The sequence below is a fragment of the Sulfitobacter sp. LC.270.F.C4 genome (assembly GCF_032922545.1).
Classification (GTDB): domain Bacteria; phylum Pseudomonadota; class Alphaproteobacteria; order Rhodobacterales; family Rhodobacteraceae; genus Sulfitobacter; species Sulfitobacter profundi.
Genome location: NZ_CP136692.1, coordinates 828,301 through 853,042, shown reverse-complemented (window position 1 = coordinate 853,042; position 24,742 = coordinate 828,301). Strand labels below are relative to the sequence as shown.

At 55.1% G+C, this 24,742-nt stretch carries 18 protein-coding genes and 1 pseudogene; 7 read left to right on the top strand and 12 right to left on the bottom strand.

All coding sequences use genetic code 11. The annotated features are described in order from the left end of the window. Positions 1 to 286 precede the first annotated feature (286 nt). Entirely contained in the window at positions 287 to 1,228 is a 942-nt protein-coding gene (locus R1T45_RS07985; protein ID WP_244153749.1) for a cytochrome c oxidase assembly protein, read from the top strand. 239 nt (positions 1,229 to 1,467) lie between these two features. On the opposite strand, the gene mntR is transcribed toward R1T45_RS07985, so the two are convergent. Further along, the gene (mntR, locus tag R1T45_RS07980; protein WP_260010381.1) at positions 1,468 to 1,938 is read right to left on the bottom strand and encodes a manganese-binding transcriptional regulator MntR; all 471 of its coding nucleotides are present in this window, start codon (positions 1,936 to 1,938) and stop codon (positions 1,468 to 1,470) included. A 244-nt stretch (positions 1,939 to 2,182) separates the two neighbouring features. Between mntR and R1T45_RS07975 the strand changes: the two genes are divergently transcribed. Genes R1T45_RS07975 through phnE form a run of 4 tightly spaced genes read left to right on the top strand, consistent with a single transcriptional unit; the run spans position 2,183 to position 6,322 of the window. Further along, complete coding sequence (locus R1T45_RS07975) at positions 2,183 to 3,910, top strand: cytochrome c peroxidase (RefSeq protein WP_260010383.1); 1,728 nt, start codon at positions 2,183 to 2,185, stop codon at positions 3,908 to 3,910. Continuing rightward, entirely contained in the window at positions 3,910 to 4,785 is an 876-nt protein-coding gene (locus R1T45_RS07970) for a phosphate/phosphite/phosphonate ABC transporter substrate-binding protein (RefSeq protein WP_093744240.1), read from the top strand. The genes R1T45_RS07975 and R1T45_RS07970 overlap by 1 nt, the downstream gene beginning before the upstream one ends. Next, positions 4,782 to 5,564, top strand: a complete 783-nt coding sequence (locus tag R1T45_RS07965) for a phosphonate ABC transporter ATP-binding protein (RefSeq protein ID WP_093744239.1) — start codon at positions 4,782 to 4,784, stop codon at positions 5,562 to 5,564. The genes R1T45_RS07970 and R1T45_RS07965 overlap by 4 nt, the downstream gene beginning before the upstream one ends. Beyond that, positions 5,561 to 6,322, top strand: a complete 762-nt coding sequence (gene phnE, locus R1T45_RS07960; protein ID WP_244153745.1) for a phosphonate ABC transporter, permease protein PhnE — start codon at positions 5,561 to 5,563, stop codon at positions 6,320 to 6,322. The genes R1T45_RS07965 and phnE overlap by 4 nt, the downstream gene beginning before the upstream one ends. A gap of 3 nt (positions 6,323 to 6,325) precedes the next feature. Here the strand turns inward: phnE and R1T45_RS07955 are convergent, their stop codons facing one another. The 3 genes from R1T45_RS07955 to R1T45_RS07945 all read right to left on the bottom strand — a co-directional run bounded on the left by R1T45_RS07955 (position 6,326) and on the right by R1T45_RS07945 (position 10,470). Further along, a complete protein-coding gene (locus R1T45_RS07955) occupies positions 6,326 to 6,835 on the bottom strand; it encodes a murein L,D-transpeptidase family protein (protein ID WP_067264398.1) in 510 nt (169 codons plus the stop codon). A gap of 66 nt (positions 6,836 to 6,901) precedes the next feature. Next, entirely contained in the window at positions 6,902 to 9,088 is a 2,187-nt protein-coding gene (locus tag R1T45_RS07950; protein WP_260012835.1) for a heavy metal translocating P-type ATPase, read from the bottom strand. Between the two features lie 716 nt (positions 9,089 to 9,804). Further along, the gene (locus R1T45_RS07945; RefSeq protein ID WP_067264455.1) at positions 9,805 to 10,470 is read right to left on the bottom strand and encodes a L,D-transpeptidase; all 666 of its coding nucleotides are present in this window, start codon (positions 10,468 to 10,470) and stop codon (positions 9,805 to 9,807) included. 794 nt (positions 10,471 to 11,264) lie between these two features. Between R1T45_RS07945 and R1T45_RS07940 the strand changes: the two genes are divergently transcribed. Further along, positions 11,265 to 12,029 (top strand): transglutaminase-like domain-containing protein, encoded by a 765-nt coding sequence (locus tag R1T45_RS07940; protein ID WP_244153561.1) that lies wholly within the window; start codon positions 11,265 to 11,267, stop codon positions 12,027 to 12,029. Further along, positions 12,019 to 12,984: a cation diffusion facilitator family transporter gene (locus R1T45_RS07935; RefSeq protein ID WP_093737957.1), complete on the top strand. Its 966-nt coding sequence runs from the start codon at positions 12,019 to 12,021 to the stop codon at positions 12,982 to 12,984. Before R1T45_RS07940 ends, R1T45_RS07935 begins: the two co-directional genes overlap by 11 nt. Before the next feature lie 741 nt (positions 12,985 to 13,725). Here R1T45_RS07935 and R1T45_RS07930 read toward each other — a convergent pair. The 8 genes and pseudogenes from R1T45_RS07930 to R1T45_RS07895 all read right to left on the bottom strand — a co-directional run. Then, complete coding sequence (locus tag R1T45_RS07930; protein WP_093737960.1) at positions 13,726 to 15,054, bottom strand: replication-associated recombination protein A; 1,329 nt, start codon at positions 15,052 to 15,054, stop codon at positions 13,726 to 13,728. Positions 15,055 to 15,140: 86 nt separating this feature from the next. Then, positions 15,141 to 17,333 (bottom strand): AAA family ATPase, encoded by a 2,193-nt coding sequence (locus R1T45_RS07925; RefSeq protein WP_093737962.1) that lies wholly within the window; start codon positions 17,331 to 17,333, stop codon positions 15,141 to 15,143. 3 nt (positions 17,334 to 17,336) lie between these two features. Beyond that, entirely contained in the window at positions 17,337 to 17,771 is a 435-nt protein-coding gene (locus R1T45_RS07920) for a hypothetical protein (protein ID WP_093737964.1), read from the bottom strand. Continuing rightward, entirely contained in the window at positions 17,771 to 18,436 is a 666-nt protein-coding gene (locus tag R1T45_RS07915; RefSeq protein WP_093737966.1) for a hypothetical protein, read from the bottom strand. Before R1T45_RS07915 ends, R1T45_RS07920 begins: the two co-directional genes overlap by 1 nt. Beyond that, positions 18,429 to 20,438 (bottom strand): hypothetical protein, encoded by a 2,010-nt coding sequence (locus tag R1T45_RS07910; RefSeq protein WP_093737968.1) that lies wholly within the window; start codon positions 20,436 to 20,438, stop codon positions 18,429 to 18,431. Before R1T45_RS07910 ends, R1T45_RS07915 begins: the two co-directional genes overlap by 8 nt. Beyond that, positions 20,423 to 22,672: a hypothetical protein gene (locus R1T45_RS07905; protein ID WP_317390559.1), complete on the bottom strand. Its 2,250-nt coding sequence runs from the start codon at positions 22,670 to 22,672 to the stop codon at positions 20,423 to 20,425. The genes R1T45_RS07910 and R1T45_RS07905 overlap by 16 nt, the downstream gene beginning before the upstream one ends. Further along, a complete protein-coding gene (locus R1T45_RS07900) occupies positions 22,669 to 23,832 on the bottom strand; it encodes a tyrosine-type recombinase/integrase (RefSeq protein WP_093737972.1) in 1,164 nt (387 codons plus the stop codon). Before R1T45_RS07900 ends, R1T45_RS07905 begins: the two co-directional genes overlap by 4 nt. A gap of 144 nt (positions 23,833 to 23,976) precedes the next feature. Further along, positions 23,977 to 24,741: pseudogene (locus R1T45_RS07895) on the bottom strand (AAA family ATPase); the annotation flags it as partial. Between the last annotated feature and the right edge of the window lies 1 nt (position 24,742).

Sequence of the window (24,742 nt, the reverse complement as noted above, 5' to 3'; positions counted from 1 at the left end):
CCCGGAGCCGCAAAGGGAACTACCTAGACATCCTTCAATATGCGGCAAGCTTCGGCATCGCCCTAGGCCTACTGGGTTTCTTCATCTCAGTGGTTCTCTTACGCATCACTTCCTGACGCGAATTTGGTCTTTGTATCGAATTAAAACTGCCCGCTTCCTAGGGTTGCGTAATGGGAAAATCCCGACGTTCATCGGTACCTATCGACTGGCTGACAATACAAAATGACAGGAGCTGATAATCCCCTTCTTTCTTCTTTTCGACCCGTTTGGATTTGCGATTTCGCCAGTGTCCATTGTATCCGTCAGTTTGGCCGCATGGTTCTATATGCGCGGCCTCAGACGACCCGTGCGTATCCGCGGAACGATCTCTGTCTGGCGTCCGATCTTGTTCTTCGCCGGCCTTGCTTGCATTCTTGCAGCCATGAACGCACCGCTCGCTGTAATGGGACATACCTTATTCTCAATACATCAGGTCGAACATCTTCTTCTTCGCCTTATCGGCCCCCTTCTCATCGCCGTATCGCAGCCGTGGCGCATCCTGCTATCCAGCCTCGAAAGACGCCGGCGTCAACACTTCAGTGCGCCAGCGAACTCCCGGGGACAAAGTTTCGTAGCGCATCCAACGGCCGCAACTGGGTTGATTGTTGGAGCGCTATTTATCTGGCAGGTACCTGTCATTTACGCACTTGCGCAGCGTATCGCGGCTATCGAAGTGTTCGCTCATCTGGGAATGGTACTAGCAGGGCTCTGGTTCTTTACCATGCTCTTCGATCCCAGAGACCCCCCTGTGGGCGCCAAACGCGGAGCGAGGCTGTTGTCCGCCTTTGTTGTGATCGTAGCAAACATTTTTCTAGGTTCCCTGACGACACTCAAGGAGGTGAGCCTTTACGCATTCTCCCATAGGGAAAGAATTGGATTGATCGATGCGCTGTCCGACGAAACGATCGGCGGCTATACTATTTGGGTCCCGTCTTCGATGGTGATGATCGTCGCGATCATTCTGGTCATGAACGGCTGGGACGCTGCGGAAGTACGTCGCTGGAATACGAGATACGACCTGCTACGCGGCTCGAATTCGGCGGCACTGGAGTTTCCGGAAACCGCCGAAGAATTGCGTCTGAAAGTGGCAAAGACAAACCGCGACATGGGCCGGACCCTTGCCATAGGCGCATTGGTCATGTTCTTGATCGTCATCACAACGGTGGTGACAATTGTCTATGCGCTTTGAACAGAGGACCCACTCAAGGGTTGCGCCTACCTCTTTTCACGCGACCGGCATTTTCGCTGCATGGTCGGCGCAGGTAGGAATATTGGGCGCACTATTTCGTGCTGGCCAAACTCAGAGGATGCGATGGGTTGGACCAGAGTTAAGCATTGACACAAATGCTACCCCGCCAACGTATGACTGCTGACGCTGCAGCCTCTTGAGTCTCGCCTTGCTGAATTTCGAGAGAACTCGATGCTGCGCTACTTGCTGCTCTGAAACTTCTGGAGGGCGTGCTCGAAGGCCTCCAGCGTGGTCGTGCTGACGTGATGCTCGATCCCCTCCGCATCGCGTTCCGCAGTCTCTTCGTCGATTCCCAGGCTGAGAAGAAACGCGACAACGACTCTATGGCGGCGGCGACAGGCCTCGGCCAATTCTCGGCCCGCATCGGTTAGAAATATTGCGCGGTAACGCTCCCGCCGCACCAAACCAGCAGCCTTGAGTCGGGAGATGTTCTTGGTCACTGTTGGAGATTTCACGCCAAGCCGCTCGGCGATTTCGACCGGCCTAGCCTCCCCCCGCAACTCGATCAGCTCTGCGATCAGTTCCACATAATCCTCCGCCATTTCGCTTTCATGTGCTCGGCGCACAGTCGCGAAACCCTTAGCCTGCGCTTCGGGAGCTCTCTCGACAGTCTCGAACGCCTCGCGTTCGTATGATTGTAGCTTCGACATGTCCGGACATTGCAACGAATAACTAAAATTGACAATCTAATTAGCCTAGAATACCTAAGTTAGACGAGTCTAAGTTTTAGCGCTGGAGGCTATGGTGATAAAAAATCTTTCGAGGCTGCTGCTAACCGCTGCAAGCGCGGTCCTGCTGTCCGGACCCGGGGGGGCGACGCCTGTCAAAGAGGCTCCGTGGCTTCCTGAGGCGGCAGCCTATCGGCTGACACTTTTTCTTGGAAATCTCGCGCCAGTGCCTTGGGACGACATCGAGACCGCTTGGACAGAACCTCACCGGGGTTCGGAATTCTCGACCGGCGCGTTGGAGTGGGTGGACCGCAAAAGCGGTATCAAGCCGGATGGTATCCTTGACGCCATGGCACGTGAAGACCGGCAAGCAGTTTTCACAGAGGCCACTCGTCTTGTAGCGCTTAGGATCGAAGAGGAATTGGACCGGACTCTCGCAGCCGAAGAGCCTGCAAAGGCGCGCCAGGCTCTGCGAACGGCAGGCGAGCTCTACCGTGCGTTTGAGGATGGTATCGCGGCAGCCGACCCCGAAGCAGCAAGACGTATCGGCCTCGCTTGGCTGGAACTTAACAGTAGCACGGGGTCCGCTGGTCTTCTCGGCGCTGGCGCCTTTTCCGCGGATCGCGACACGCTGGAGGCCGCGCGCGCAGTCATTTCCAGCTATCTCGCGGAAAATTACCTCTTAGCCAACTATGCTCCACGTCAGACACTGAGTGCCCTGCCCGAAACCGCTGTGTTCAGCCGACGCACTATCGAGGTGCCGCCAAGCTTGCCGCCTGGCTCCGACATCTTCGATCAGGACCCGCTGCCATTGCTTGTCCTCAACTTCGAGGAACAAGGTATCGACGAGACCGATCTGCCCTTGGTGGCTTATGGCGACATGCTTTTCGACAGCCCGCAGATATTCGGAAATCCTGCGCGAAACCTCGGGATCGCCTGTTCGACCTGTCACAATCGCTCGGATGTGAACCAGCGCCTCTTCATCCCGGGCGCCAGCCACCAACCCGGTGCCATCGACGTCGATGGCGCGTTCTTTAATCCTATCTTCAACGACCGGCGCGACGACCCGATCGACATTCCGAGCCTGCGCGGGCTGCGCTTCACCGGGCCTTATGGTCGCGATGGGCGCTTTGCCTCTCTGCGCGACTTCAGCCGGAACGTGATCGTCAATGAATTTGGCGGCGCGGAGCCGACGCCCTTGATGCTCGACGCGCTGGTAGGATACATGCTCGAGTTCGACTTCCTACCAAACTCTAAGCTGAATGCGGATGGTACGCTGTCCGAGGCAAACCCGGACGCGGCGCACCGAGGCGAGGCTATTTTTAATCGGCCTTTCGCTGGGCTAGGCGATCGCTCCTGCGCTAGTTGCCACGTGCCTGACGCAAATTTCCTCGATCGGCAAGCCCATGACATTGGATCGGTCTCGCCGGCATATAGTGGCGCGCGCGCAGGCGCGCTGGATACGCCGTCCTTGCTGGGAACCGCATATACCGCCCCCTATTTTCACGACGGTTCGCTGTCGACGTTGGCCGCCGTTGTTGAGTGGTTCGATGAGACGAAATCGCTTGGGCTATCAGAGACGGAACGGACTGAACTGACCGCGTATCTGGAGACTGTAGGGTCGGCAGACGAGCCTTACGAGAAGTTCGACGCAGAGAACACCGCCTTTCGCCTGACATTTGCCGAATTGGCGACATTTGCATCGACGCTCGACACGCTTCTGCCCCGACGTGACGCAGAGCACATCCTGCTGCTGACCGATACTGTCGCTGCGGACCTCGCCGCAGACGCGAGCACCATGTCGAACCTGACCGCACGGCCCGAAGTCTATGCCTTGGCCGAGCGTCTTGCCGCAGTCGGCGATGCAGTCCGTGACGACGACTGGGGGGCCGCCGAAGCAAGTTGGACCGCGTTCAAGACCGAAGCCGACGCGATCGAAGAGAGGGCATTCTGATGGAATTCTACCTAACCCGCAGAAATATGCTGGCCTTGGCCAGTGCAGGCGCGATCTCGCTGGCCTCCCCGCTGACCGCACAAGACACTCCCTTGCGGCTTGCTTTCATTCCGCAGGAGAATCCCGACAAGCTCTTAGGCGACATTGAGGCCATCACAAGATGGCTATCCGAACAGATTGGCGTTCCCGTGGAAGGCTTCGTCACCATCGACCATGCTGCGGCTGTCGAGGCACTTCGCAACGGAGATGCAGACGTCTCCTTCATGGGCGCATTGCCTTTCGTTCTGGCGGAGGCGGAAATTGGCGCGGTACCTCTCTTGTCTGAGGTCTACCGGGGCGCGTCAAGTTACACAGGACGCATTTTTGTCCGCCGCAACAGCGGTATCGAAACGCTGGCAGACCTGCGCGGGCGCGATATCGCCTTTGCCGACCCGATCTCTGAATCAGGTTATCTTTATCCTCTTTCCGAATTCGTTAAGGCCGGGCTAATTGAGGGTCCTGGCGCAGCGGAGAAATTCTTCGGCCGCGTGTTCTTTGCGGGAGGCTACCAGCAAGCCATGCAGGCTATGGCCGAAGGTCTGGTCGATGCCGCCGGTGCCAGTCAGTATGCGGATTTGTTGTTGACCCCACAACAGCAGGCCGAGGTGACTTGGCTCGTAGAAAGCGCGCCGATTCCAAGTCACCTTGTGATCGCACGCCCAGAACTCGATGCCGCCCTGCAAGCTCGTTTTGTTGACGTCATGCTGAAGCTCAACGAACCGAAGCACCGCGACAAATTGAGCTATCTTTACGGACCAGATGGCTACGTCAGGGCAGACGGCACCGCGTATGAAGGCGTACGCGATATGGCAAAGAAATACGGGCTGTTACGATGAGCATGGCTATCGAAATAGACGATCTGAGTTATGTCCATAAGGGCGCACAGCTACCAGCGTTGGAACGAGTCTCATTTCGGATCCCGGCGGGCGAGTGTGTCGCTTTACTGGGCCCATCCGGGGCGGGCAAAACGACGTTGCTGGCGCTGCTCGACGGTAGGATTCAGGGATGGCGCGGGCGCGTTTCTGTCTTGGGTGCGCCGCTCAATCCCGACCGCCCACCACCCCGAGCTCGCCGTCCTGATACCGGTTTCGTGTTTCAGGAATTCGCCCTCGTAGAACGCTCCACGGCACTACGCAACGTGCTCAACGGCCGCCTGGGGCGGATGTCACCTTTCCACGCAGTACTGGGATCGCCAATGGCTCACGATCTCGATATTGCCCGCACAGCACTCGCCGATTGCGGCATCGCAGAACTCGCGGAACGCCGTGTCGACAGTCTCAGCGGAGGACAGCGACAGCGCGTGGCTATTGCGCGATGTCTGGCGCAGGAACCACGGCTGATCCTCGCCGACGAGCCAGTGAGCAACCTCGACCCCGCCCGCGCTGGAGAGGTTCTGGGGTTGATGACCAAGGCGGCGCGAGCGCGTGATGCAACAGCGCTATTCTCCTCGCACCAACCCGATCTGGCGCGGCGTTTTGCAGGGCGCATCATCGGCATACGAGAGGGGCGGATCGCGTTTAACGTGCCAACGTCCGAGTTGAAAGACGATGCGACTGCCGAACTCTATCGGGGGTCAGGACCGACGCCGGAACTCGGTCCCCGGGCGGTGTTATGATGGCCCCCCGCGACTTCGGCGGCTTCGTCACCAGTTCGCTGATCGCTATTGCCATCCTATGGTCCCTCGTCACAACCGATGTCGAGTTGTCGCGTCTTGCTTCGGCCGGTCCACGGATTACCGACTTTATCGGCCGGATGTTCCCGCCCGATCCGACAGTGATGACCGAGATCAAAAAAGGCAGCGCAGAGACACTAAGAATAGCAATCCTCGGCTCCCTCGGCGCAGTGCTGCTGTCGACCCCTCTGGCTATTCTCGCGTCCGAAACCATGGTTTCGCGTGCGGTGTTCGGGCCGGTCCGCGCGCTGCTGGCCTTTATCCGGGCGGTACCGCTGATCCTCGTGGCCATGCTCATGGTGGGCGCGGTCGGGCTCGGGCCGCTGCCCGGCATCATCGCAGTTGCCTTTCATGCCACTGGGATGCTCGCTAAATTCTATGCCGAGGCGATCGACGGCGTATCTCGCGCCCCCATCGCAGCACTTGAAAGTGCAGGGGCTGGACCGCTCGTGCGGCTCAGACATGCGATTTGGCCACAGATGGCCCCAGTCATCGCCCGCGACACGATTTTCCGGTTCGAACTGAACCTGCGTGAGTCGTTGGTCCTCGGCATCGTCGGCGCGGGCGGGATCGGCTTTTACATCCAGACCTACATCCGCTCTTTTCAGTATGACAAGGCGGCCAGCGTCACGATTGCCGTCGTCGGCCTAGTCATCGTCATCGAGGCGATCAACATCACGCTGCGTCGTCGATTTACCTAACCATCAAGCATAAATGTCGATCGGTGTTCCATTTTTCACCATTGCGTAGATTTCCTCGATCTGACGGTCCGTTACGGCGATGCATCCTGCGGTCCAGTCACGCTTGTTCATCGGGTCGATCCCCTTGCGTGGCCCACCGTGAATAAAAATATCGCCACCCGGCGACTTTCCTTGGGACTCAGCAAAGGCAATATCCGCCGCGTTGGGATATGAGATGCCGATGGAGAGGTGGAAGAGGCTGTCCGGGTTGCGTCGGTCAATCACGTAGGTGCCTTCTGGCGTACGGCCGTCTCCCTCGAACTGTTTGTGACCCTGGGGCGCGAAGCCCAATCCGATGGGAAATGTACGCAAAACGCCCGCCTTCCCGTCAAGGACGAGCAACCGCTGTGCCTTGTACATGCGAAGACGGGTTACTTTGGGTCCGTTGTAGGTCCGGAACTTATCTGCACAGCCTGACAGGAAGGCAGCCAACCCACTTAGAATAAAGACCCGTCGTGGAAAATTGGTAGTCATTACTGCTTGATGCCCCTTTCGTGAGGTCTGATGTGTTTTAGGCGTTACTTAACCGCAAATGCCGGATCAATGACCGTGCGCGAGTGCTCCCTTTGCCATATTCTCGCCCACCGGTTCACCGCCCGAAGGCCCGCCCTCGACCTGATAGCCGTTCAAAAGCCGCAGTGCATTGGCGACCACCAACAGGGATACGCCCACATCCGCAGCGATGGCGCCCCACATAGAGGCCATGCCGAACGCGGTCAGCCCGACGAACAGCGCTTTGGTCGCCAACGATATACCAATATTCTGGTGGATGATCGACATGGTCCGGCGTGAATGACCAATAAGCCAGGGCACCTTGCCGATATCGTCAGTCATCAGCGCAATGTCGGCCGTCTCGATGGCCGCATCAGATCCGACAGCCCCCATGGCAATGGCATAATGCGCCCGCGCCATGGCCGGTGCGTCGTTCACGCCGTCACCAATCATCGCCACCATGTCGTGGATTTCCACCAGTTCTTCGATGGCCGTCACCTTATCTTCTGGCAAAAGTTCGGCGCGCACTTCGTCGATCCCAACTTCGGCCGCGACGGCACGCGCGGTGCGTTCGTTGTCGCCCGTCAACATCACGATCGTCTCCACACCCTGCGCATGCAACTTTTCAACGACCCCCTTAGCATCAGGGCGGATGCGGTCGCGCAGCTCTAGTATGCCGACCACGGCAGTCTCGTCACCCACTACAACTAAGGTGCTCCCTGCTCCTTCTATTCGATCTCTCAAATCTGTCGGAATGTGATTGCCAAACCCCTTCTCCTCAGCGAACCGATCCGAGCCGAGCCAGATTACACGCCCGTCGGCGCGCCCTTCCAGCCCGCGTCCAGGCACGGTGCGTGTATCCTCTGCAGCAGTTATGGAAACACCATCAGTTTGCGCGCGCGCGAGAATGGCCCGTGCCAGCGGGTGCGAAGACCGTGCCTCCAAACTCGCTGCCAGCGTTATGAGATCGCGCGCGGAGGCTTCGCCCAATGCGTGAACTGCTGCAACCTCGGGTTCGCCCATAGTGATCGTTCCCGTCTTATCCATCGCCAGCGCAGTGGTGCGACCTGGCGCCTCAACATAAGCGCCCCCCTTGATAAGCACCCCTGCTCGCGCCGACGCGGTCAGCGCTGCCACGATCGAAACTGGTGTTGAGATGACAAGGGCACAGGGGCAGGCGATTACCAGCAGCACCAACGCATTGTAGAACCAATAGTCCCAGGCACCGCCCAGGAGGAGCGGCGGCACCAGCGCAAGGGCGACCGCCAGCGCCATCACTATGGGGGTGTAGATGCGTGCAAACTTCGCGACCCATTGCTCGACCGGGGCGCGACGGGCATGGGCATCGCCGACCATGCGAATGATTTTCGCGAGCACCGTGTCCGAGGCGGCCTTCGTCGCGCGCACCGTCAGTGTGCCCTCACCATTGATTGTGCCGGCATAAACCTCGTCGCCGAGTTCCTTCGGAACCAGTGCGCTTTCGCCAGTGATCGGGGCCTGGTCGACAGCCCCGGCCCCCTCTAAGACCTCGCCATCAAGTGGGATGCGGTCGCCGCCGCGCACGATGAAGCGATCATCCACGGCAACTTCTGCCGCTGGAACATTCGCCTCGCTACCATCCGGCCGGATAATCCTGGCTGTCGGTGGTGCTAAATCCAGAAGGGCCGACACCGCATTGCGCGCCCGCCCCACACTCCAGCTCTCAAGGTAGAGCGACAGTGAAAAGAAAAACGCAACTGTCGCTGCCTCGAATAATTCGCCCAGCCCGATAGCACCCGCCACGGCCACCACCATCAATAGATTCATGTCAGGGCTAATTCTGCGTGCTGAAGACCAGGCCTTTGGTGCAACGAGCCAGACGCCAAAAAGGATTGCGACGGCAAACAGCCCGGCTTCCGCGATGGGCATCGGCGCCGTGCCATGCCCTGCAAACAGACCAAGCGCACCACCCATGCCCGTTTCGACGATATGGTAGAGAAATCCTGCCGCCCAAAACCCGCCGCTCAGCGTGGTAAAACGCTTTTGACGTGCCAAATGCGCTGCCTGATTTTCGGCCGCGTTGTCGGCATCCCACGGTTTCGCGCTCATGCCCGTGCTCGCGACCAACTCAGCGACCTCATCATCTGAAATCTTATCCGCAGTATCCAGAATCGTCATTCGTCCATTAATGACATCAAACGCCAGATGCTCTGTCCCGCCAACTGTTGGACCGACAGCCCTATTCAGGATCGCCACCTCTTCGGCACAATCCAGACCAGAGACCTGGAAACTTCGTCCGGTCGCGGGGATGGGTTGTGCTGGTTCCGTGTCGGCTCCAGCACCGCAGCACGTACCACCTTCTCCATGAGAGTGGGAAACTCCTTTCGGATGCTCTTGATAATCACTGTGCTCGCGATCGCGGTCAGATTTGTGTTTGTGGTCGCGGCGGTGGTCATGGATAGACATAGATTGACCCTAGGATTAGATTGATTCAACTCTGACATAGCCCCTACAGTTACTAGAGGTTCAATAGAAAAATTGCGTTTCTTTTTATGAACTCTTTTGAAGATGCCGCGCTCCGACCGCCCCAGGGTGGTTCTTGTGGACCTGTGCCCGGTATGCAAGATTGTTGGTGAAAACCAAATTAGGACAGGTCAGAGGACTGAATGCAAACACGACATATGATGATTGGAGCGGCCCTGCTGCTCGCAAGCGGATGTGCCGCACCAATGGCTAACTCCCGCGCGCCGGTAGACGCGGTTGGAAACCTTCCCGAACAAATCGTTAACCTAGCTGCACCTGGTCAGGACCTCACAACAGCTCGGCTTCGTTCCGAGGATGGATGCTACTGGTATGAGCACAGCGGTCCAGTAGAAACGACACTGGTGCCGCTCCGCTCAATAGGTGGCAACCCGATCTGCACCACGCGCTCGGCGTGACTAATTGACCAGTGCAGACTGGTTGGGCGTAGATCACGTTCGCGGGGTCACGCTTTCTTCTGCCGAATACAGGAACGCCGTCGAACCAGTTTTGACGTTCGGGTATAGATGGTTGATATGTGCCATGACCATGCGGACACACCCCGAACTCGCGCGCCCGCCGATGCTTCTTGGTTCGGGCGTCCCGTGAATGCGTAGATAGGTGTCTCGGTTGCCTTCAAAAAGGTAAAGCGCCCGCGAGCCAAGAGGGTTTTCTGGGCCAGGGTCAACACCGTCGGCAACCGGGCCATAGAGCTCGGGATCGCGTGCGATCATGTTTTGGGTCGGCGTCCAGTTTGGCCATTCCACTTTTCGCTGGATCGTATACGTGCCGGGCTCGTACAGGTTACCACGGGCGATCGCCACACCGTAACGCATCGCAGTTCCCCCTTCTTCGATGTGATAGATGTAGCGCGCTACGGCATCGACGTGGACGTCTCCCGGAACAAGCCCGTCCTTAGCGTCCACCCGCTGGGGCAAAAAGCGCGGGTGCAGGCCCCACGGGTTTGACGTAGTTGGATCAAAAGCGGGAGGTGTGACCTGCGCGTCCCAGGCGGCCTTCTCCTCCTTGGTGGGCCGGGTGGCTGCCAGTAGCGGGCCAGCGATTGGAGTAGAAAACAGCGCACCGCTGGTCTGGAGAAAATGTCGTCTTGTCAGCATCATTCTTATTCCTTCAACGTTAGGTAGGCAAACTAAGCTTAAACAAGACCACTCTGCCGTTCAGTAAGGAAAGCCTGAAGCAGTATGGCCTGTTTGACTCGAATGCCGTTCTTCGCCTGCGGTCCTAACTCCTAAAGCCGCTGTAGGTTCAAGAGAAATATTTCTATCGAACCGGGCTTCTTGGAACCTAAATCCGTTCCCTTATTTGTGTTAACACCCCTACTCGGGCGGTTTCTGTGACGAAAAAAGCTACTTCTAGCAACTGATGATACGAGTTCACCGTTTCAATTCTCTGCCAACGGACAATAGCAGGCGGTTTGCGGCCAAGGGTCAAAGGCCGGCTTTTATGAATGTATAACGCCAGCCACTTCCTGACGCGGGCCATTGGCGCTGATCCGTTTTCACAGGCATACAGGCATGTAAGTAGCCCCATAAACCCCAGCTAACGCCGCAGCCCCCAGCTAAGATGTAGTTAAGGAAACGGTCATCGCTATCCATTGGCATGTGGGCACCTCACCATCGCAGCAGATTTTTCCACACAAATGAACTGAGCTAACCGCCCTGAACGGAATTCGAGTTCTTAGGTGGTCCGAACTTGTAGTTGGCTTCGTGTAGCGCATTAACCTAGGGATCAACCTCCAGGATGTTCAAAATGGATTTCGACTTTTTTGGTGATGGTGCCTCGCGGGAGCGAACATCATCCTAGTAGCGCAGCGCACGGGATAACTTTCGACTTGAAGCTACATCTACTGTAGCAATTACACTTGTCTCATCACGATTCGATGGAGACGGGAATGAATGCCGACACAACTTTGCTTCAGCCGACAGAATTACTCGACTTTTGCCGAGGCCCGATCAGTAGTCTCATCGAAAAGCGTGGCTGGCTGGCGCTTTCCGAACATGGTCGGATCGGCGCAGCATATGATTTCGTCCGTAATGAGATCCACTTCGGCTATAACCGCGCGGACAACATTCCGGCCTCAGTCGTGCTGATGGACGGCTATGGCCAGTGCAATACTAAGGCCACGCTGCTGATGGCGCTTCTGCGCGCGCTCGGTTTCCCTTGCCGGCTGCATGGCTTCACCATTCACAAGGCTCTTCAGCGTGGCGTCGTGCCCGAAGCAGTCTACCCGATTGCGCCGGTAGAGATCCTGCATTCATGGGTCGAGGTTCGCGTTATTGGCACCTGGGTGAACCTCGAAGGCTTTATTCTGGATACTGACTACCTAACCCGGCTCCAAGCGCACTTCCCCGGACGCAAAGAGTTCTGCGGTTACGGCATCGGGACAGATTGTCTCGGCGCACCACCGGTCGACTGGCGCGGTGGTGACACCTACATCCAACGCACTGGCATCACGCGCGACCTCGGAACATTTGATGCCCCGGATGAATTCTATCGGCAACATCGGCAGGAATTCGGACGCCTTCGTGGATGGCTCTACCGACACGGAATTCGCCATTGGATGAACGCACGTGTCGCCGCGCTCCGGTCGGGCCGCTTGGTCCCCTCGCCAGAGATTACGGCCCACAATCAAGAGGAGCCGCATTATGCCGCATGATCACGGTAATGCCCACATGGACCCGACTTCCGGGGACCGGAGGGTATCGGTCGCCATTTGGGCCAATGCTCTTCTGACTGTTGCGCAGGTCGTCGGCGGCATCTTTTCTGGCAGTCTTGCCCTCATTGCAGACGCACTGCACAATTTCTCTGATATGGCATCGCTAGTCATCGCCTTCGTCGCGCGCAAGATTGCCCGGCGACCGGCAGATGAACGCATGACCTTCGGCTATGGCCGGATCGAGATCGTAGCGGCGCTGATCAACTACACCACCCTAATCCTTGTCGGCGTCTATCTGATTTACGAGGGCGCGATGCGCTTTATCGAGCCAACGGAGGTCGCTGGCTGGACCGTCGTTATCCTCGGTTGCGTGGCGCTCGCGGTAGACAGCTTGACCGCATGGCTCACCTGGTCGATGCAGAAAGGCAGCGTGAACATCCGCGCGCTCTTCCTACACAATCTATCCGACGCACTGGCCTCAGTAGCGGTGATCATCGGGGGGACGCTGATCATTCTCTACGACGTGACTTGGGTCGATCCGGCGATCACGATTGCCATTGCCCTCTACATTCTCTACCTCGCCCTGACCGAAATCGGAAAGCCGATCCGTACGTTGATGCTCGGCAGCCCCCCCGACATGGATAGCCGTGCAGTGGTCCGGGCGATGACCGAGGTGGATGGTGTCGAGGACGTGCATCACGTTCATCTCTGGCAAATGCAGGAACACGAAGCAGCGCTCGACTGTCACGTGGTGCTGACAGAGGCGGGCTGGAGCCGCATCGAACCGGTCAAGGCGGAAATCAAAGAACGGCTGAGTGCGGAGTTCAGCATAATGCATTCCAGCTTTGAGTTCGAGAACATCCACCACGCGCACCAGAACGTCCAACTCTTCGGCCACGGCGACGTAGAGAAGAAACCCGACCACGAAGACAACAAAGATACTGAAAGACAGTGACAATGTCACCGGCATCGTTTGCCAGAGCAAACGGTATGGAGCGCACTCATGCGCACAAGAATGAAGAGTGGCGGACCATCCGGCCAAGTCGGTGGGGCGAGTGAAATGCCTCCACGATAAGGCCCCACAAACTGCTTTCAGACAGCGTTAAAAGACCGAACGCCACCCCGTCAGAAAATCGACCCTACGTCCGAAGTGGCCGTCGGGTAAGCTGCGGGCATCGCTTTCACCTGCGCCGCCCCTGCCAGTGATGAGTTTCGCTCCGTCATGTGTTTCACCGATGCGCTTCTGCGAACATCAGCCCGAGGTATCGGTGAAGCTCACCTCGATATCGCCCCTCTCTCGTGCCCCTGAAATGGTCCTGTTTTTTAGGACAGCTTTGTGGCTCAGCTAAGATGTAATTTGGTTGGTTTCATGCCGCCCTCTGGGTCCGCTCTGCTTCAACGAATGCGTCGTCAGAGGATTGTTTGTCGAGAGCCGTGTGTGACACCTCGGAGTTGTAAAACCCGACCCAGTCTTTGATTAAGCGCTTGGCTTGAAACCCGTCCTGCAATTCATGCAGATATACAGCCTCCTGTGCGAGTATTTGGTACCAGCGCCTTTTCTACCGCGGAAGGTAAAAAGTCTATCAGGCGATAGCCCGGTCGCAACAAACAATGAGGGCCAACCTACGGCCCTTAATGATGAGAGCGGTCGGCCCTCATTGCTGCGAAATGATCGGCGGGGCGCACCTACTAGTTCTTACCCGCCTTCGGAGTTGCGGACTTTCCGAAGCTTTTCGAAGTAGCGAACCCTTTTTGATAGTTCTCGCTCGAACCCGCGTTCAACAGGCAGATAATGCTGGGGCCTTGCCATCCCATCAGGAAAGAAAACCTGACCAGAGAAACCGTCGGGAGCATCGTGATCATATTGATACCCTTCGCCGTATCCAAGATTCTTCATCATTGCTGTGGGCGCATTCACGATGTGCATGGGGGGAGGTGCGGAACCGGATATTTTCGCATCAGCGCGCGCGGCTTTGTGTGCCAAATAGCCGGCATTCGATTTCGGGGCCAAGGCCAAGTAAATTGCGGCCTGAGATACAGCCAGATCGCCTTCGGGACTGCCAAGCTTTTCGAAAGTGTCCCACGCGCTCAGACAGATACGGGATGCCTCCGGATCTGCCAACCCTACGTCCTCCCATGCGATCATTGTCAGCCGCCGCAGGATAAAACGAGGATCTTCGCCGCCCTCAAGCGCTCTATGGACCCAGTAAATTGCGGCCTCGGGGTCAGAACCCCTTATCGATTTCTGGATGGCACTTGCGATCGAGTAGTGACCATCTGACGCGCGATCATACTGCGCCGCGCGCTGTGTCAAGCGATTGGCCACTTCCTTTGCAGAATAGATATGGTCCCGGGGCCAAGTGAGCGTGCTCTCGACCAAATTCAGAAGAGCTCGCCCATCACCATCCGCCATGGCACAAAGGAGCTCCTTCGCTTCGTCGTCCAAAGGCAGGGGGCTATCAAGAACCCTCTCAGTGCGTGCAATTATGGCGGATAGCGCTCGTTCGTCAAGGCGCTCCAAGACCATCACCTGACACCGGCTAAGCACAGCCCTGTTCACAGAGAATGATGGGTTCTCTGTCGTTGCTCCGCATACGGTAACCGTCCCGTCTTCCATCACTGGCAGCAAGGCGTCAAGCTGGGTCTTGTTGAAACGGTGGATCTCGTCAATGAAAAGGAGTGTTCCCTGCCCCCTGCGGTGGCGGCCGCGCGCCGCCTGGAAAGCCCTCTTAAGGTCCGCGACGCCACTGAATATTGCACTGATCTGCTCGAAATGAAAATCCGTTTTCATAGCCAGCAGCCTGCCAATAGTGGTCTTCCCGACGCCGGTCGGCCCCCACAGGATTAGAGACGAGATTTTCCCTGCTGCCAACATGGAGCCCAGCGGACCATCGCCGGCCAGTAGCTTGTCTTGACCGATAACTTCCTCGATGGCTTGAGGCCTCAGTAGGTCAGCCAAGGGGCGGGTCTTAGCCTTTCCTGTTTCAGGCTCAGTCGCATCGTCTTGTTGCTCAAACAGGTTCATTCGTCGCTCCATTCATTTCCCCAATCAAAGGCACATCAGGTCTTCGTTCGAGGTTCGCGACAAACGTGCATCGAATTCGGGCCACCTTAGAAGTCCGCGTCCAGGTGCTGTAAAAGGTTAGTCTTTCGCTGGAGGGCGATTGAGCCTCGATCCACCGCTTGCTGGACCAGGCCCATATCCTCACTGCAAACAATTAGTTTCTTCTGTGCGCGTGTCGCGCCCGTGTAGAGCAGCGTCTTATCCAGCATGTGCGTTGCCCTTCTGTTCAAGACGAGGATTACGTTCTCCCACTGCGACCCCTGCGCCTTATGGATGGTCATAGCGTAACCGAGGCTCATCTTGTCCAACAGGTCTGCATTTAGATCGAACATCCGGCCGCCGATCTTAACGCAGCCAAGGTGCCCGTCCTCGGTTTGTTCATCGAAGATCTCCACGATGGTGCCGAGATCGCCATTTCTAACGCCAATGTCGTAGTCGTTCTTTGTTATGAGGATTGGATCGTTCAGGTAGAACTTGCTGCCTGTGAAATTTACGTAGTCATAGACGCCGTCCTCATGGACTAGACGAACTACAGGACGGTTGAAGCCCAGCCGGCGTTGCATGCCCATGTTCAGGTTTCCGACACCAGCTTCGCCAGCTTGCATCGAGGTTAGAATTGCGCACCGTTCAGCCCCCCCGTGAACCTGGAACAACTGACCAATTTCATCTGGGTCGACGCGTCGTAGGACAGCGCAATCAATTTCCACTCCCTCCTGATAGTCAGGCAAAGCTATGCACCCGTGTTGATGCCTCACCGCCGTTGCAAACCGATGAATTCCGCTCTCGGCTCCTTGGCGTTTCACCTCAGTTAGTTCGACGGCCGGGAAGGTCGATTTCATAATGTTATGAAACAACAGGCCGCCCCCGACGGGCGGCAATTGGTCCACGTCACCTACGAAGATAAAACGCGTGGCAGCAGGTAGGTGTAGCAGAAGGGCGTGCATGGAATATAGATCGACCATACTGGCTTCATCGATCACAACGATGCAATGGTCGGGACGCTGGTCCTGCTTCTTCCTTGCCATGTCCGCACAGAACTTAGCAATTGTCGAAGCAGGTCTACCAGTGGCTTCAACCATCCTTTGTGCAGCCCGCCCTGACAACGCGACCTGGAAGATATCAACACCAAAGGAGACCCTCTCCAACACCGTCACGATAGCCTGAAGGATTGTCGTCTTGCCCGTCCCTGCTCCGCCCGATAGCGCGAACACGTTCATACTTGACGCAAGCAACACCGCACGCCTTTGCTCATCCGTGAGCCTGAATTGAATGGTCTGCTCAAATTCGCGCAATCGCTCCTTAACCGCCTCAACGGTTAGATTGCACTCCCAATCCGCCGCGCTGCTGCCCGCGCCCGGCGGTCGAAGGATTGCATCACGCAGCCTCTGCCCCGTAAGGGCCTCAAGCAGAAATTCCCCTTCAAGTTGAAAGCCGTCCTCGCCACGGATATAGCCGATGAGTTCCTGTTCCATCGCGTGCCGCAGGACGACATTGAAGTCGACACCCATCTCTCTGCATTTCTTCTCGAACGCAGGCCGTAGCATCAAAGTCGATGACGTAGCGCGACAATATTGCGAAATGAGATCAGCTGCCAACGCAGCTTGGTATTTCGGGTGATCCGAGGCAAAGCCCAACCCCTTTGCAATCTTGCAGCACAGCTCGAATGGGACGTCGAAGTTCAGCAGCCGAAACGGGTTCTCCTTCAACATCGCGATGGTTTTCTCACGCCAAACCGCCGAAAGCGTTTCAGCCAGCTTTACCGGCAGATGGTGATCAGCAAGCCAGTTGATAGCTGCCATGTAGGCATCGCTTGGGAATTCCAGTAGCAGTGGGCCGATGGACCGACTCGGAACCCCAGCCTCCAAAAGCGAGCTAATGTCCCGTTCCTCGATGATCTCGATCAAGCGAGGATTGCGGGCCAGGCGACCAGCCTTGACCTCCCCAATGCCCTTCACGTTTCTCTGGAGCCACGTTTCCAGCAAGCGAGTGTTTGGCTTTACGAACCGAGCTGTATGGGCTTCGAGATGATCCTCGATGATTGTGTATCCGCCGGCCGTGAACGTTGTCTGTGCCGTCGGCCCGTCGACTTCCCACAAGGAACCAACCTTGGCAGCATCCTTGCAGGCTTCTGGCAGCGAAACAGAGAGGCTATTCGCCACGTGTATGACGCTGCCATCAGCTGCGATGCGCATGGCGCTGACAGAGCCATTTCGACGCCTCTTCGATACCTGGATGAGCATGGGTCAGCGGAAGTCTTTCGTCGTCTCCAAGAAGGCATCTCTCGCCGACTTGAAATGCTTCACCTCTTCGAGTTCACGGCGCAATTGTCGGTTCTCCTCTTGCAAGCTTGCGATCCGCTGCAACAGCTTCGAATTCGACGTCGCTGTGCGCTTCATTCGATCATTGGCTCTTTCCCTCGCGGCGCTTTCCTCAGCGATGGATTTGGATAGGGCTGGATGTTGCGAACCCCATCGAACGTCGAGTTCTTCGACGAGTTGTTTGATGGCGGGGTTCTGTCCAAATGAACGTCTGTTGAAGCCAAGCTCAGTGGCAACCTCCTTGCGGTTTAGCTTACCCCGACGAATATAGTCCGCATGATCACCCCGCGCTTCCCGCTCAGAGACCCATGCAACGAAGCGAGCAAAGTTCTCGCTCCCTAATTGCCGACCGCTGGACATTATTCCGCCACCTTCATCTGGAACTTGGTCCTCAACTGATCTTTAAGCCTGCTGATCTCTTCGTATGCTTCAACAAGCTTCCCTTGTAGTCGCTCTACATCCTCATCCAACTTGGCGTTATTTTCGAGAAGACGATTGTTCTGTTGGAATAGCGAAACATAGGAATGGTTCTGGGACGCTAGGCGATCGGCCATGTTTTGCTCGAACGCCGCTTTGGCATACTCCGAAAGCTTTATCTGCTCGAGCTTACGATACTTTTCAAGCAGGGCGGAGTAGGCGGCCTTTCTCTCAGTTGCTGAGGGCCTAGCGTTGCTCAAACTCCGGGCCTTGATCGCGGCCTCCAAGCGCGTGTTCAGCGACCCTATGAACTCTACAGTGCGCAGAACATCTCGCCGATCCTTATTTCTGAGGTGTCCCTCGTTGAGCCCCGCTGCTTTGTTGAGAGTTGCGGCGACCAATTTCCACTCCTTGATTTTGACTGTGCGTCCGGGCTTCAATCCCCGGGTGAATGCCAGCTTCTTCTCGAACGCTACGAGTGCGACATCCACAATGCTTTTGTAGCTTTGCGCAACATCAGCATCATAATACCAGAGAGGCGGGCGAGCTTTGTCAGGCAGCTGAGGAGAGAAATCGAGATCAAAATCTTCCATTTCAAGGTCAGACATCCACCTTCTCCATTTTTCTCACCAGAGCCTCCAGAGCCCTAAGAGTTTTTTGAGCGCCATCAACGAACAGTGGGCCGATCAGATCATTGCCTTGCCATTCCTGAGCCTCCGCTCGGTAGGTCGCAAGACGTCGTTTTAATGTCAGGAAGTGAGGATCATCCTTGTTGTCAGTTTGTTTTATTATGCAACTATTTACACACCCTACGCAGCTATCTACATCAGCCGTTTGGGTTCTTGGAATACCCGCTTCGTCACGGCAATTCGCGAGTTGTTTTGTGTTCTCAGTCAAAACACATAAACCATATTCATGAGGGGTGACAATCGGCTCGCCAACATGCTCTTCTATAATCTGCCTAATGGTTGCATCACGCGCACTCTTATCGTGCATCTCGACTAAACCAATATTGTCCGCTTGCCTCGTGAGGAATTCACCCAGCTGCCCATGGAGGGTGGCAGCACCATCTACGTATCGACTGACGAGTTCAAAAATCTGGCGCCTACCAAGGTGCTGATACTCCGACAGCTCGACCTTATTATGCGTGTAGACTCCAGTCATTTTCGACCCGAAATGGTGCCGGTAATGATCGCGGATAAGTGGCATAATATTTCCATCGAAACGGCGCATGGCAAACTCGGCCCAAGCATGGCGGAATCCATGAGCTGTTACGTGCGGGCAATAGTTACGGACATCATCACCCTGTCCCTCAAGAAAAATCTCGTAGAAGGAATTAACCTGCATCGTAACGTTAATAGCGTTTTTATTCAGAGAGTATACCGGCTGGTTCTGCGAGTTGAAACTATACCTAAAGTAGGAGAAAAGCTCTTTCCTCCTCTCGCAGGTCAAGCCGACGCCACCTAGACCATCCAGGACATCGATAAAATCGGCGACAGCAGCCGAAACATGCCGATCCGTAACGACCCCATGGTTGGTTTTTTCGATGTTCGACGCGAAGATATAGTCCGCCCCCTTTTTCTCGAACGCGTCGCGTGCCATTCCGCTCGCTTCACTATGTCGGATACCAGTCAAAATAAGAATCGCCAAATAACATGCTGTAAGAAGATGGTCCCCCTTTCGGGTAATTGAACTCTTAATTGAATGTGTGCCAATCGCGAATGGGATTGATGGAAGGGGAAGCTGATCTCTCGACTTCACGTTCGGGTAACACTTGCAAAGCTCCTCGAAGAACACTTGATCTACAGACCAAGCCTTTAATCGGCTGCCATAGCATGTGCTCCGTTCACCAAAATTTGAGAAAAATTGGCCAGCGGTCTTCCAACTAGGAAGCCTTCCCTCTTCGCGAAGCCTTCGTTCCGTTTGAAACCACGCGAGGACGTATTTGGTCTCATCCGATTTTATCAGCTGGAAACAATAACCTAGGACAGCCAAAGCAATTTCGAAAGGAACGATCGAAAAACTTCCGCCAGCCCGCCAATCTGCGTAGCTTTCGCCGGCATCTCTCACCCATACTGAGCAAAGGTCTTCCCAACGCCCACTTAGATTAGACGCCGGTAAGTACTGCTCAGGCACCAAACGGTGCTCCGCGTACCGCAGATCATACATCCACGCAAGTAGACGAATTCTACTGAACACCGTGGGCCCCCGAGCAATCGAACCATCGATATTGTGTATCACGAGCTCTATAAGTTCACTCTCACTGAGATCAGCTAGCAGTCGCCCCTGAAACTTACTGTTCATGAAATGAAATACTGAGGCAATGTTACCATAGGTAGAACTCATGCTTCTGGGACTCTGCACAGTCGCAAAGCCATTATCCACCCCTTCACAACGCAAGAACACAATATTCTTTGCGACCAGCTGCTGCCAGCTTCGAAGCTCCCCGAAACGACTCCTAAAGTCAATTTTCACTACCTCGCCTGAATCGACGTGATGAATAAACCAAATATCGTCGAAATACTTACCTGGGTTCTTGGCGTAACAAGAAGAGTCAATGAGAGGAGCACCGTCAGACGAACTAGCAGCATCTATCATTCCACGATCCATGAGTTCCCCCCTTCCGATATCGGTGCATGTGGTATCCTGCGTTCCAAATGCCCATATTTTTCAGATGCATCTTTCAGACTGACAGCACTGAAGCGCTTCAGGAGCAACTCAAGAAAGTTAAGCTTTGCCCACGCATTGATAGCCTTGTCGAGGTCTTGGGTGGCAAAAAGACCCTCTAACTCTCCCTCGATATGGCGCACCTCTTCCATCATCATGCGAGCCGTGAGACCGGAATCGAAGAGATAAATCATTCCATCCTTTTTAATCAAACCGCTTTTTTCGACAATAAATTTCTCTGCCTTGGCGGCCGCTAGGATTGTTTCGGGAGGAGCTTCGAGACTACTTCCCCGCAAGCCTATAAAATCCACTAAAGCAGAAACTGAAAACGGGCTTGTTCTCTCCTCCCATTCACCAATAATATCATGTGAAATACTGGCCATTTCCTCTGACACGGCGGCGGCAAACGCCCTGCCCTTCCTCAGCTTCACTTTATCTCTCGACCGCGCCCGATAGATTTCCTCACGGGTCTTCAATGTATGAAATTCATTCTGCGCTTGTCGTGAGAGTTCATCTGGATCTTCACTGTAATAGGACTTCAGCAGCGTAGTGGATTTAATGAATCCTCCTCGTTTTGCTTCTTCCGCATATACATGCGACTGAGCAATTGCCGAAGGAAGCAGCGCTTTAGCCGTACGCCTTTCGACGTCACCAAAATTAAACGCTCTGCCATTCTGACGTTTGACTTGAACGACGCTTAAGTATATCTGTTTAACTACAATTAAGTTTGCGTCTGACAAACCGTACTCGATCAGCCCTTCCGAGTGATCGGAGAAAGCCAAATGATAGAAATTCCAGGTGGAGCTAAAACGGGCAGTCTGCGGTTTATAGGGTGATATCATCGCTTCAGAAACGACATTCCCCAATGGGCGCTGATCATAGTTCCACAGATATGCTTTAAGCGCTCGACCCATCCTAGTATTCTTCTTAATACAAACGTTCTCGGCCTTACCACTCCGCCCCTTGAAGCTTCTAATCCAAATTCCTGTCGCATCTTCATCAATTTGCGCCCGTTTGAGGCGAACCGTGTTAGACAACTGAATTCTTCGTGATGCCAACAGCCAGACAAGGCACGTCTCTTCTTCCAAACTGGGGCCTAAGAAGTCGAGAAGTGAAAGCATTAATCTGGACATAATGGAGAAATTCTTCCCTCCATTTTCCCAAATAGACCATTGAGATTTCGGGTATGAACATGACGCAGTGACTTTTAAAAGCTGGTCTGCGAAACCCTTCGCTCCATTTTTGGCCAAATTCACTGCGGATGAAAAACGTTCGAAATGTATTGACTTCCGCCATTGGGACATTGCGATTGCATTGAGAAACGCATCATCCATAGCCACCAGAATCTCGATGTTAATACCCAAGATTTCGAACCACTCATTCTCCCATTTCAGAACTCTGGGTGAGTACGCTTGTGTTCTTTCAATCTTCTTGAGCCGTTCCACGCCGATCCGCGTCACCGCATCACAGATCTTAGCATATAGCTCTGGATGTTCGTTCCGAAGTCGCTTTCGAACATCTGACCATTTTCGGATAAACGCAGATGCATAATCAGTAACAGCATCGATGTACTGCTCATTCGTATAGTTAAGACTATCGCCGAATACATCTTCGAGAGACCTGGTCGGGTATCTTTCTACCGCTCTTAGGTTTGGCCAATAGCCGCTATCGAGGGCTTTTGCCCCCTTCCCCCCGATAAGGGTTCTGATCTCGCGCTTCACTTTTAGATCATCGCTCTTATCGGCGGCTTTATTGAACAGCCTCTTGGCGTCGTCCATGCTTGCCTTAATGCTGTATTCTGATGTCAACTCAGACTTTAAACGCTTGAGTAGCGCTCTTCCAAAATAACGCCTGTCTGATTCTTCACCGCTGACCGCTACCTTCACTATATATTCAAATGCTCTTTTATAACTTGGCACACGGGAAGCTGTGATGCCCGATTCTGGGGAATTTATGACTGCAATCATCGGCCCGATATATCGGTGGCATCGTAGTTGGGCAGGGACGCCAACCTCTTGAACCACGCCGAGGCTATCTACACCAATCCGTGCCACCCCCTTCAATGTGCCTGGTACATTCTGGACGTTGCTACGGTATTCTGCAGCATAGTCGCTCTCTTCTTCAGTAAGGCCTCCACGAATTAAACGCGCTTCCGCAAATGAAGATCGATTAGTCATTCAAACTCCTCCGTCAAGTAGCGGACTTGGCTGGCATCAGATGTTTGATCGACCATTTTGGCATTCTGTTCTTCGGCGTTGCCATGGAGAAGGATTTCGAAGTTGATGTATATATTCGTGGTGTCGAGACTTTCATGCCCTAACCTCTCTCTAAGCTGCTCATAGTTTTCGTTCAAAGCGCGAAGCCTATTTGCAAGGTTAGTCGCGTAGGTATGTCTCAATCCGTGGAATGTCCGTGTCCGGCTATGCCGTATCCACATATCGAGATTGGGAGTGTTCGCATTCCCATTCAATAGTATGGCGTCCTTGCAAGACTTATAAATTTTTGACGGATATGACGTGCTTAATCTTCTGTCGCGCGCCGACCCAAACGCAATATCGCCCGACACATGAAAGGTATTAACATAGCGGAGGATATCCTTCGCCAAGGCAGTTGGGAAAGCAATCTTCCGTACCTTTCCGGAACCCCGCCCCTTACCAATGATTGCGTACAAAAATTCGTTTCTCTGGCTGCTTTCAGCTTTCTTCAGCTCACTCCTAATTCTTGGAATACTGAAGTTGTCGGGATCAACAATTTCAGCGCCGCGGCAACCGGTCTCGTAGGCTACACGAAGTATGAGTTCATCTCGCCTTCTTAGCCTCGCGTTCTTTTTAACAACGTAACCAGAGAGGGTTTCGAAGTCTTTATAGGAAAGGTATTTCGCGTAAAGGCCAAACGGATCGAGTGAATTCTTTGTTCCGGCCGCCAGATTCACTTCCTCTTGCAGACTATGATTTATGTATTCCGATACCTCTATAGCCTTCTCAATGAACCCCAGATGCTCCATCGCCCTATAGAACTTTGCGATGAACCCGTGATAGTGTTCAACGGTAGTCGCTTCTAATCGCTTCTCTTGAAAGAGATGTTTGTCTAAGTATGCTTCGAGAAAGAACGCATCGACTTGGAGAGGCTCTATCCCTTTGCTTTTGGCAAAGTTCAGGAAATTTGCGACTTGGTGAGCCAGTTGATCATAGCCTCTCGGCTTCCGGTAGTATTCATTCATGAGCCAGATAGACGCAGGGAAGTAGGGTGCGAGCGTATCACCGTCTCGGATCATCTTGACGGTTCTCACCATGCCTTGGTGTTCGACTTCGCAAGTGACAACCTCAAATCCGCTCATACTGCTCCTGATGATGATCTGCAGGCTGTGGGCAGGTAGTTAATTCACCATTCAATATTACATTTTGCCGTAAAAATATACCCCGTTGTCGAAACGACCCTCAAAACGCTGGTTTGGGTATTTTTTTGCTTTGGTCTATAGAGTTAAATATGAAATCAGGTTGTAATGCGAATCCCCCGATTTGTCGTATTGCGCGGCCCGCCGCATGAGGCGTTTCGACAGCCCCGCCTGGTCGAGCGGCGCATCGCCTTTCCACGCCGTGACCTGCTCGATCAGGTTGAGCAGCGCCCGCCCGTCGCCATCGGCCATCTCTAAAAGCGCCTCGCGCGCCTCGGGCTGCAACGGCAGGGGCTTGCCCAACTCGCGCTCGGCCCGCTGCGCCAATCGCTCCAGATCGGTGAGCGGCAGGCGTTCCAGCACCAGCACCTGCGCGCGAGACAGCACAGCGGCGTTCAATTCGAAACTCGGGTTCTCGGTGGTGGCACCGACCAGAAGGATCGTGCCATCCTCCATATGCGGCAAGAACCCATCCTGCTGCGCTTTGTTGAAACGGTGGATTTCGTCGACGAACAAAAGCGTCCCCTGCCCCTGCCGCCGCCGCATCTTGGCCGCGTCGAAAACCTTGCGCAGTTCCGGCACGCCCGAGAAAATCGCGCTGATCTGCACGAAATGCAGATCGGTCTCATCCGCCAGAAGCCGCGCGATGGTGGTCTTGCCCACGCCGGGCGGCCCCCAGAAGATCAGCGAAGACAGCGCGCCCGCGGCCAACATCACCGACAGCGGCGCATCGGGGCCAAGCACTTTTTCTTGCCCAATCACCTCGGACAGCGCGCGCGGCCGCAACCGATCCGCCAAGGGGCGGTGCCCGGCCTCTGCCGCTGGGTCGCCGTCACCAAATAGATCCGCCACG

What these genes read in the sequence shown, in the direction of transcription:
- R1T45_RS07970 (WP_093744240.1), top strand. Translation starts at nt 3,910, where the DNA reads ATGGAATTCTACCTAACCCGCAGAAATATGCTGGCCTTGGCCAGTGCA.
- R1T45_RS07955 (WP_067264398.1), bottom strand. Translation starts at nt 6,835, where the DNA reads ATGACTACCAATTTTCCACGACGGGTCTTTATTCTAAGTGGGTTGGCT.
- R1T45_RS07920 (WP_093737964.1), bottom strand. Translation starts at nt 17,771, where the DNA reads ATGTCCAGCGGTCGGCAATTAGGGAGCGAGAACTTTGCTCGCTTCGTT.
- R1T45_RS07905 (WP_317390559.1), bottom strand. Translation starts at nt 22,672, where the DNA reads ATGACTAATCGATCTTCATTTGCGGAAGCGCGTTTAATTCGTGGAGGC.
- R1T45_RS07915 (WP_093737966.1), bottom strand. Translation starts at nt 18,436, where the DNA reads ATGTCTGACCTTGAAATGGAAGATTTTGATCTCGATTTCTCTCCTCAG.
- R1T45_RS07900 (WP_093737972.1), bottom strand. Translation starts at nt 23,832, where the DNA reads ATGAGCGGATTTGAGGTTGTCACTTGCGAAGTCGAACACCAAGGCATG.
- R1T45_RS07940 (WP_244153561.1), top strand. Translation starts at nt 11,265, where the DNA reads ATGAATGCCGACACAACTTTGCTTCAGCCGACAGAATTACTCGACTTT.
- R1T45_RS07965 (WP_093744239.1), top strand. Translation starts at nt 4,782, where the DNA reads ATGAGCATGGCTATCGAAATAGACGATCTGAGTTATGTCCATAAGGGC.
- R1T45_RS07910 (WP_093737968.1), bottom strand. Translation starts at nt 20,438, where the DNA reads ATGGATCGTGGAATGATAGATGCTGCTAGTTCGTCTGACGGTGCTCCT.
- R1T45_RS07945 (WP_067264455.1), bottom strand. Translation starts at nt 10,470, where the DNA reads ATGCTGACAAGACGACATTTTCTCCAGACCAGCGGTGCGCTGTTTTCT.
- R1T45_RS07935 (WP_093737957.1), top strand. Translation starts at nt 12,019, where the DNA reads ATGCCGCATGATCACGGTAATGCCCACATGGACCCGACTTCCGGGGAC.
- R1T45_RS07930 (WP_093737960.1), bottom strand. Translation starts at nt 15,054, where the DNA reads ATGAACCTGTTTGAGCAACAAGACGATGCGACTGAGCCTGAAACAGGA.
- R1T45_RS07925 (WP_093737962.1), bottom strand. Translation starts at nt 17,333, where the DNA reads ATGCTCATCCAGGTATCGAAGAGGCGTCGAAATGGCTCTGTCAGCGCC.
- mntR (WP_260010381.1), bottom strand. Translation starts at nt 1,938, where the DNA reads ATGTCGAAGCTACAATCATACGAACGCGAGGCGTTCGAGACTGTCGAG.
- phnE (WP_244153745.1), top strand. Translation starts at nt 5,561, where the DNA reads ATGATGGCCCCCCGCGACTTCGGCGGCTTCGTCACCAGTTCGCTGATC.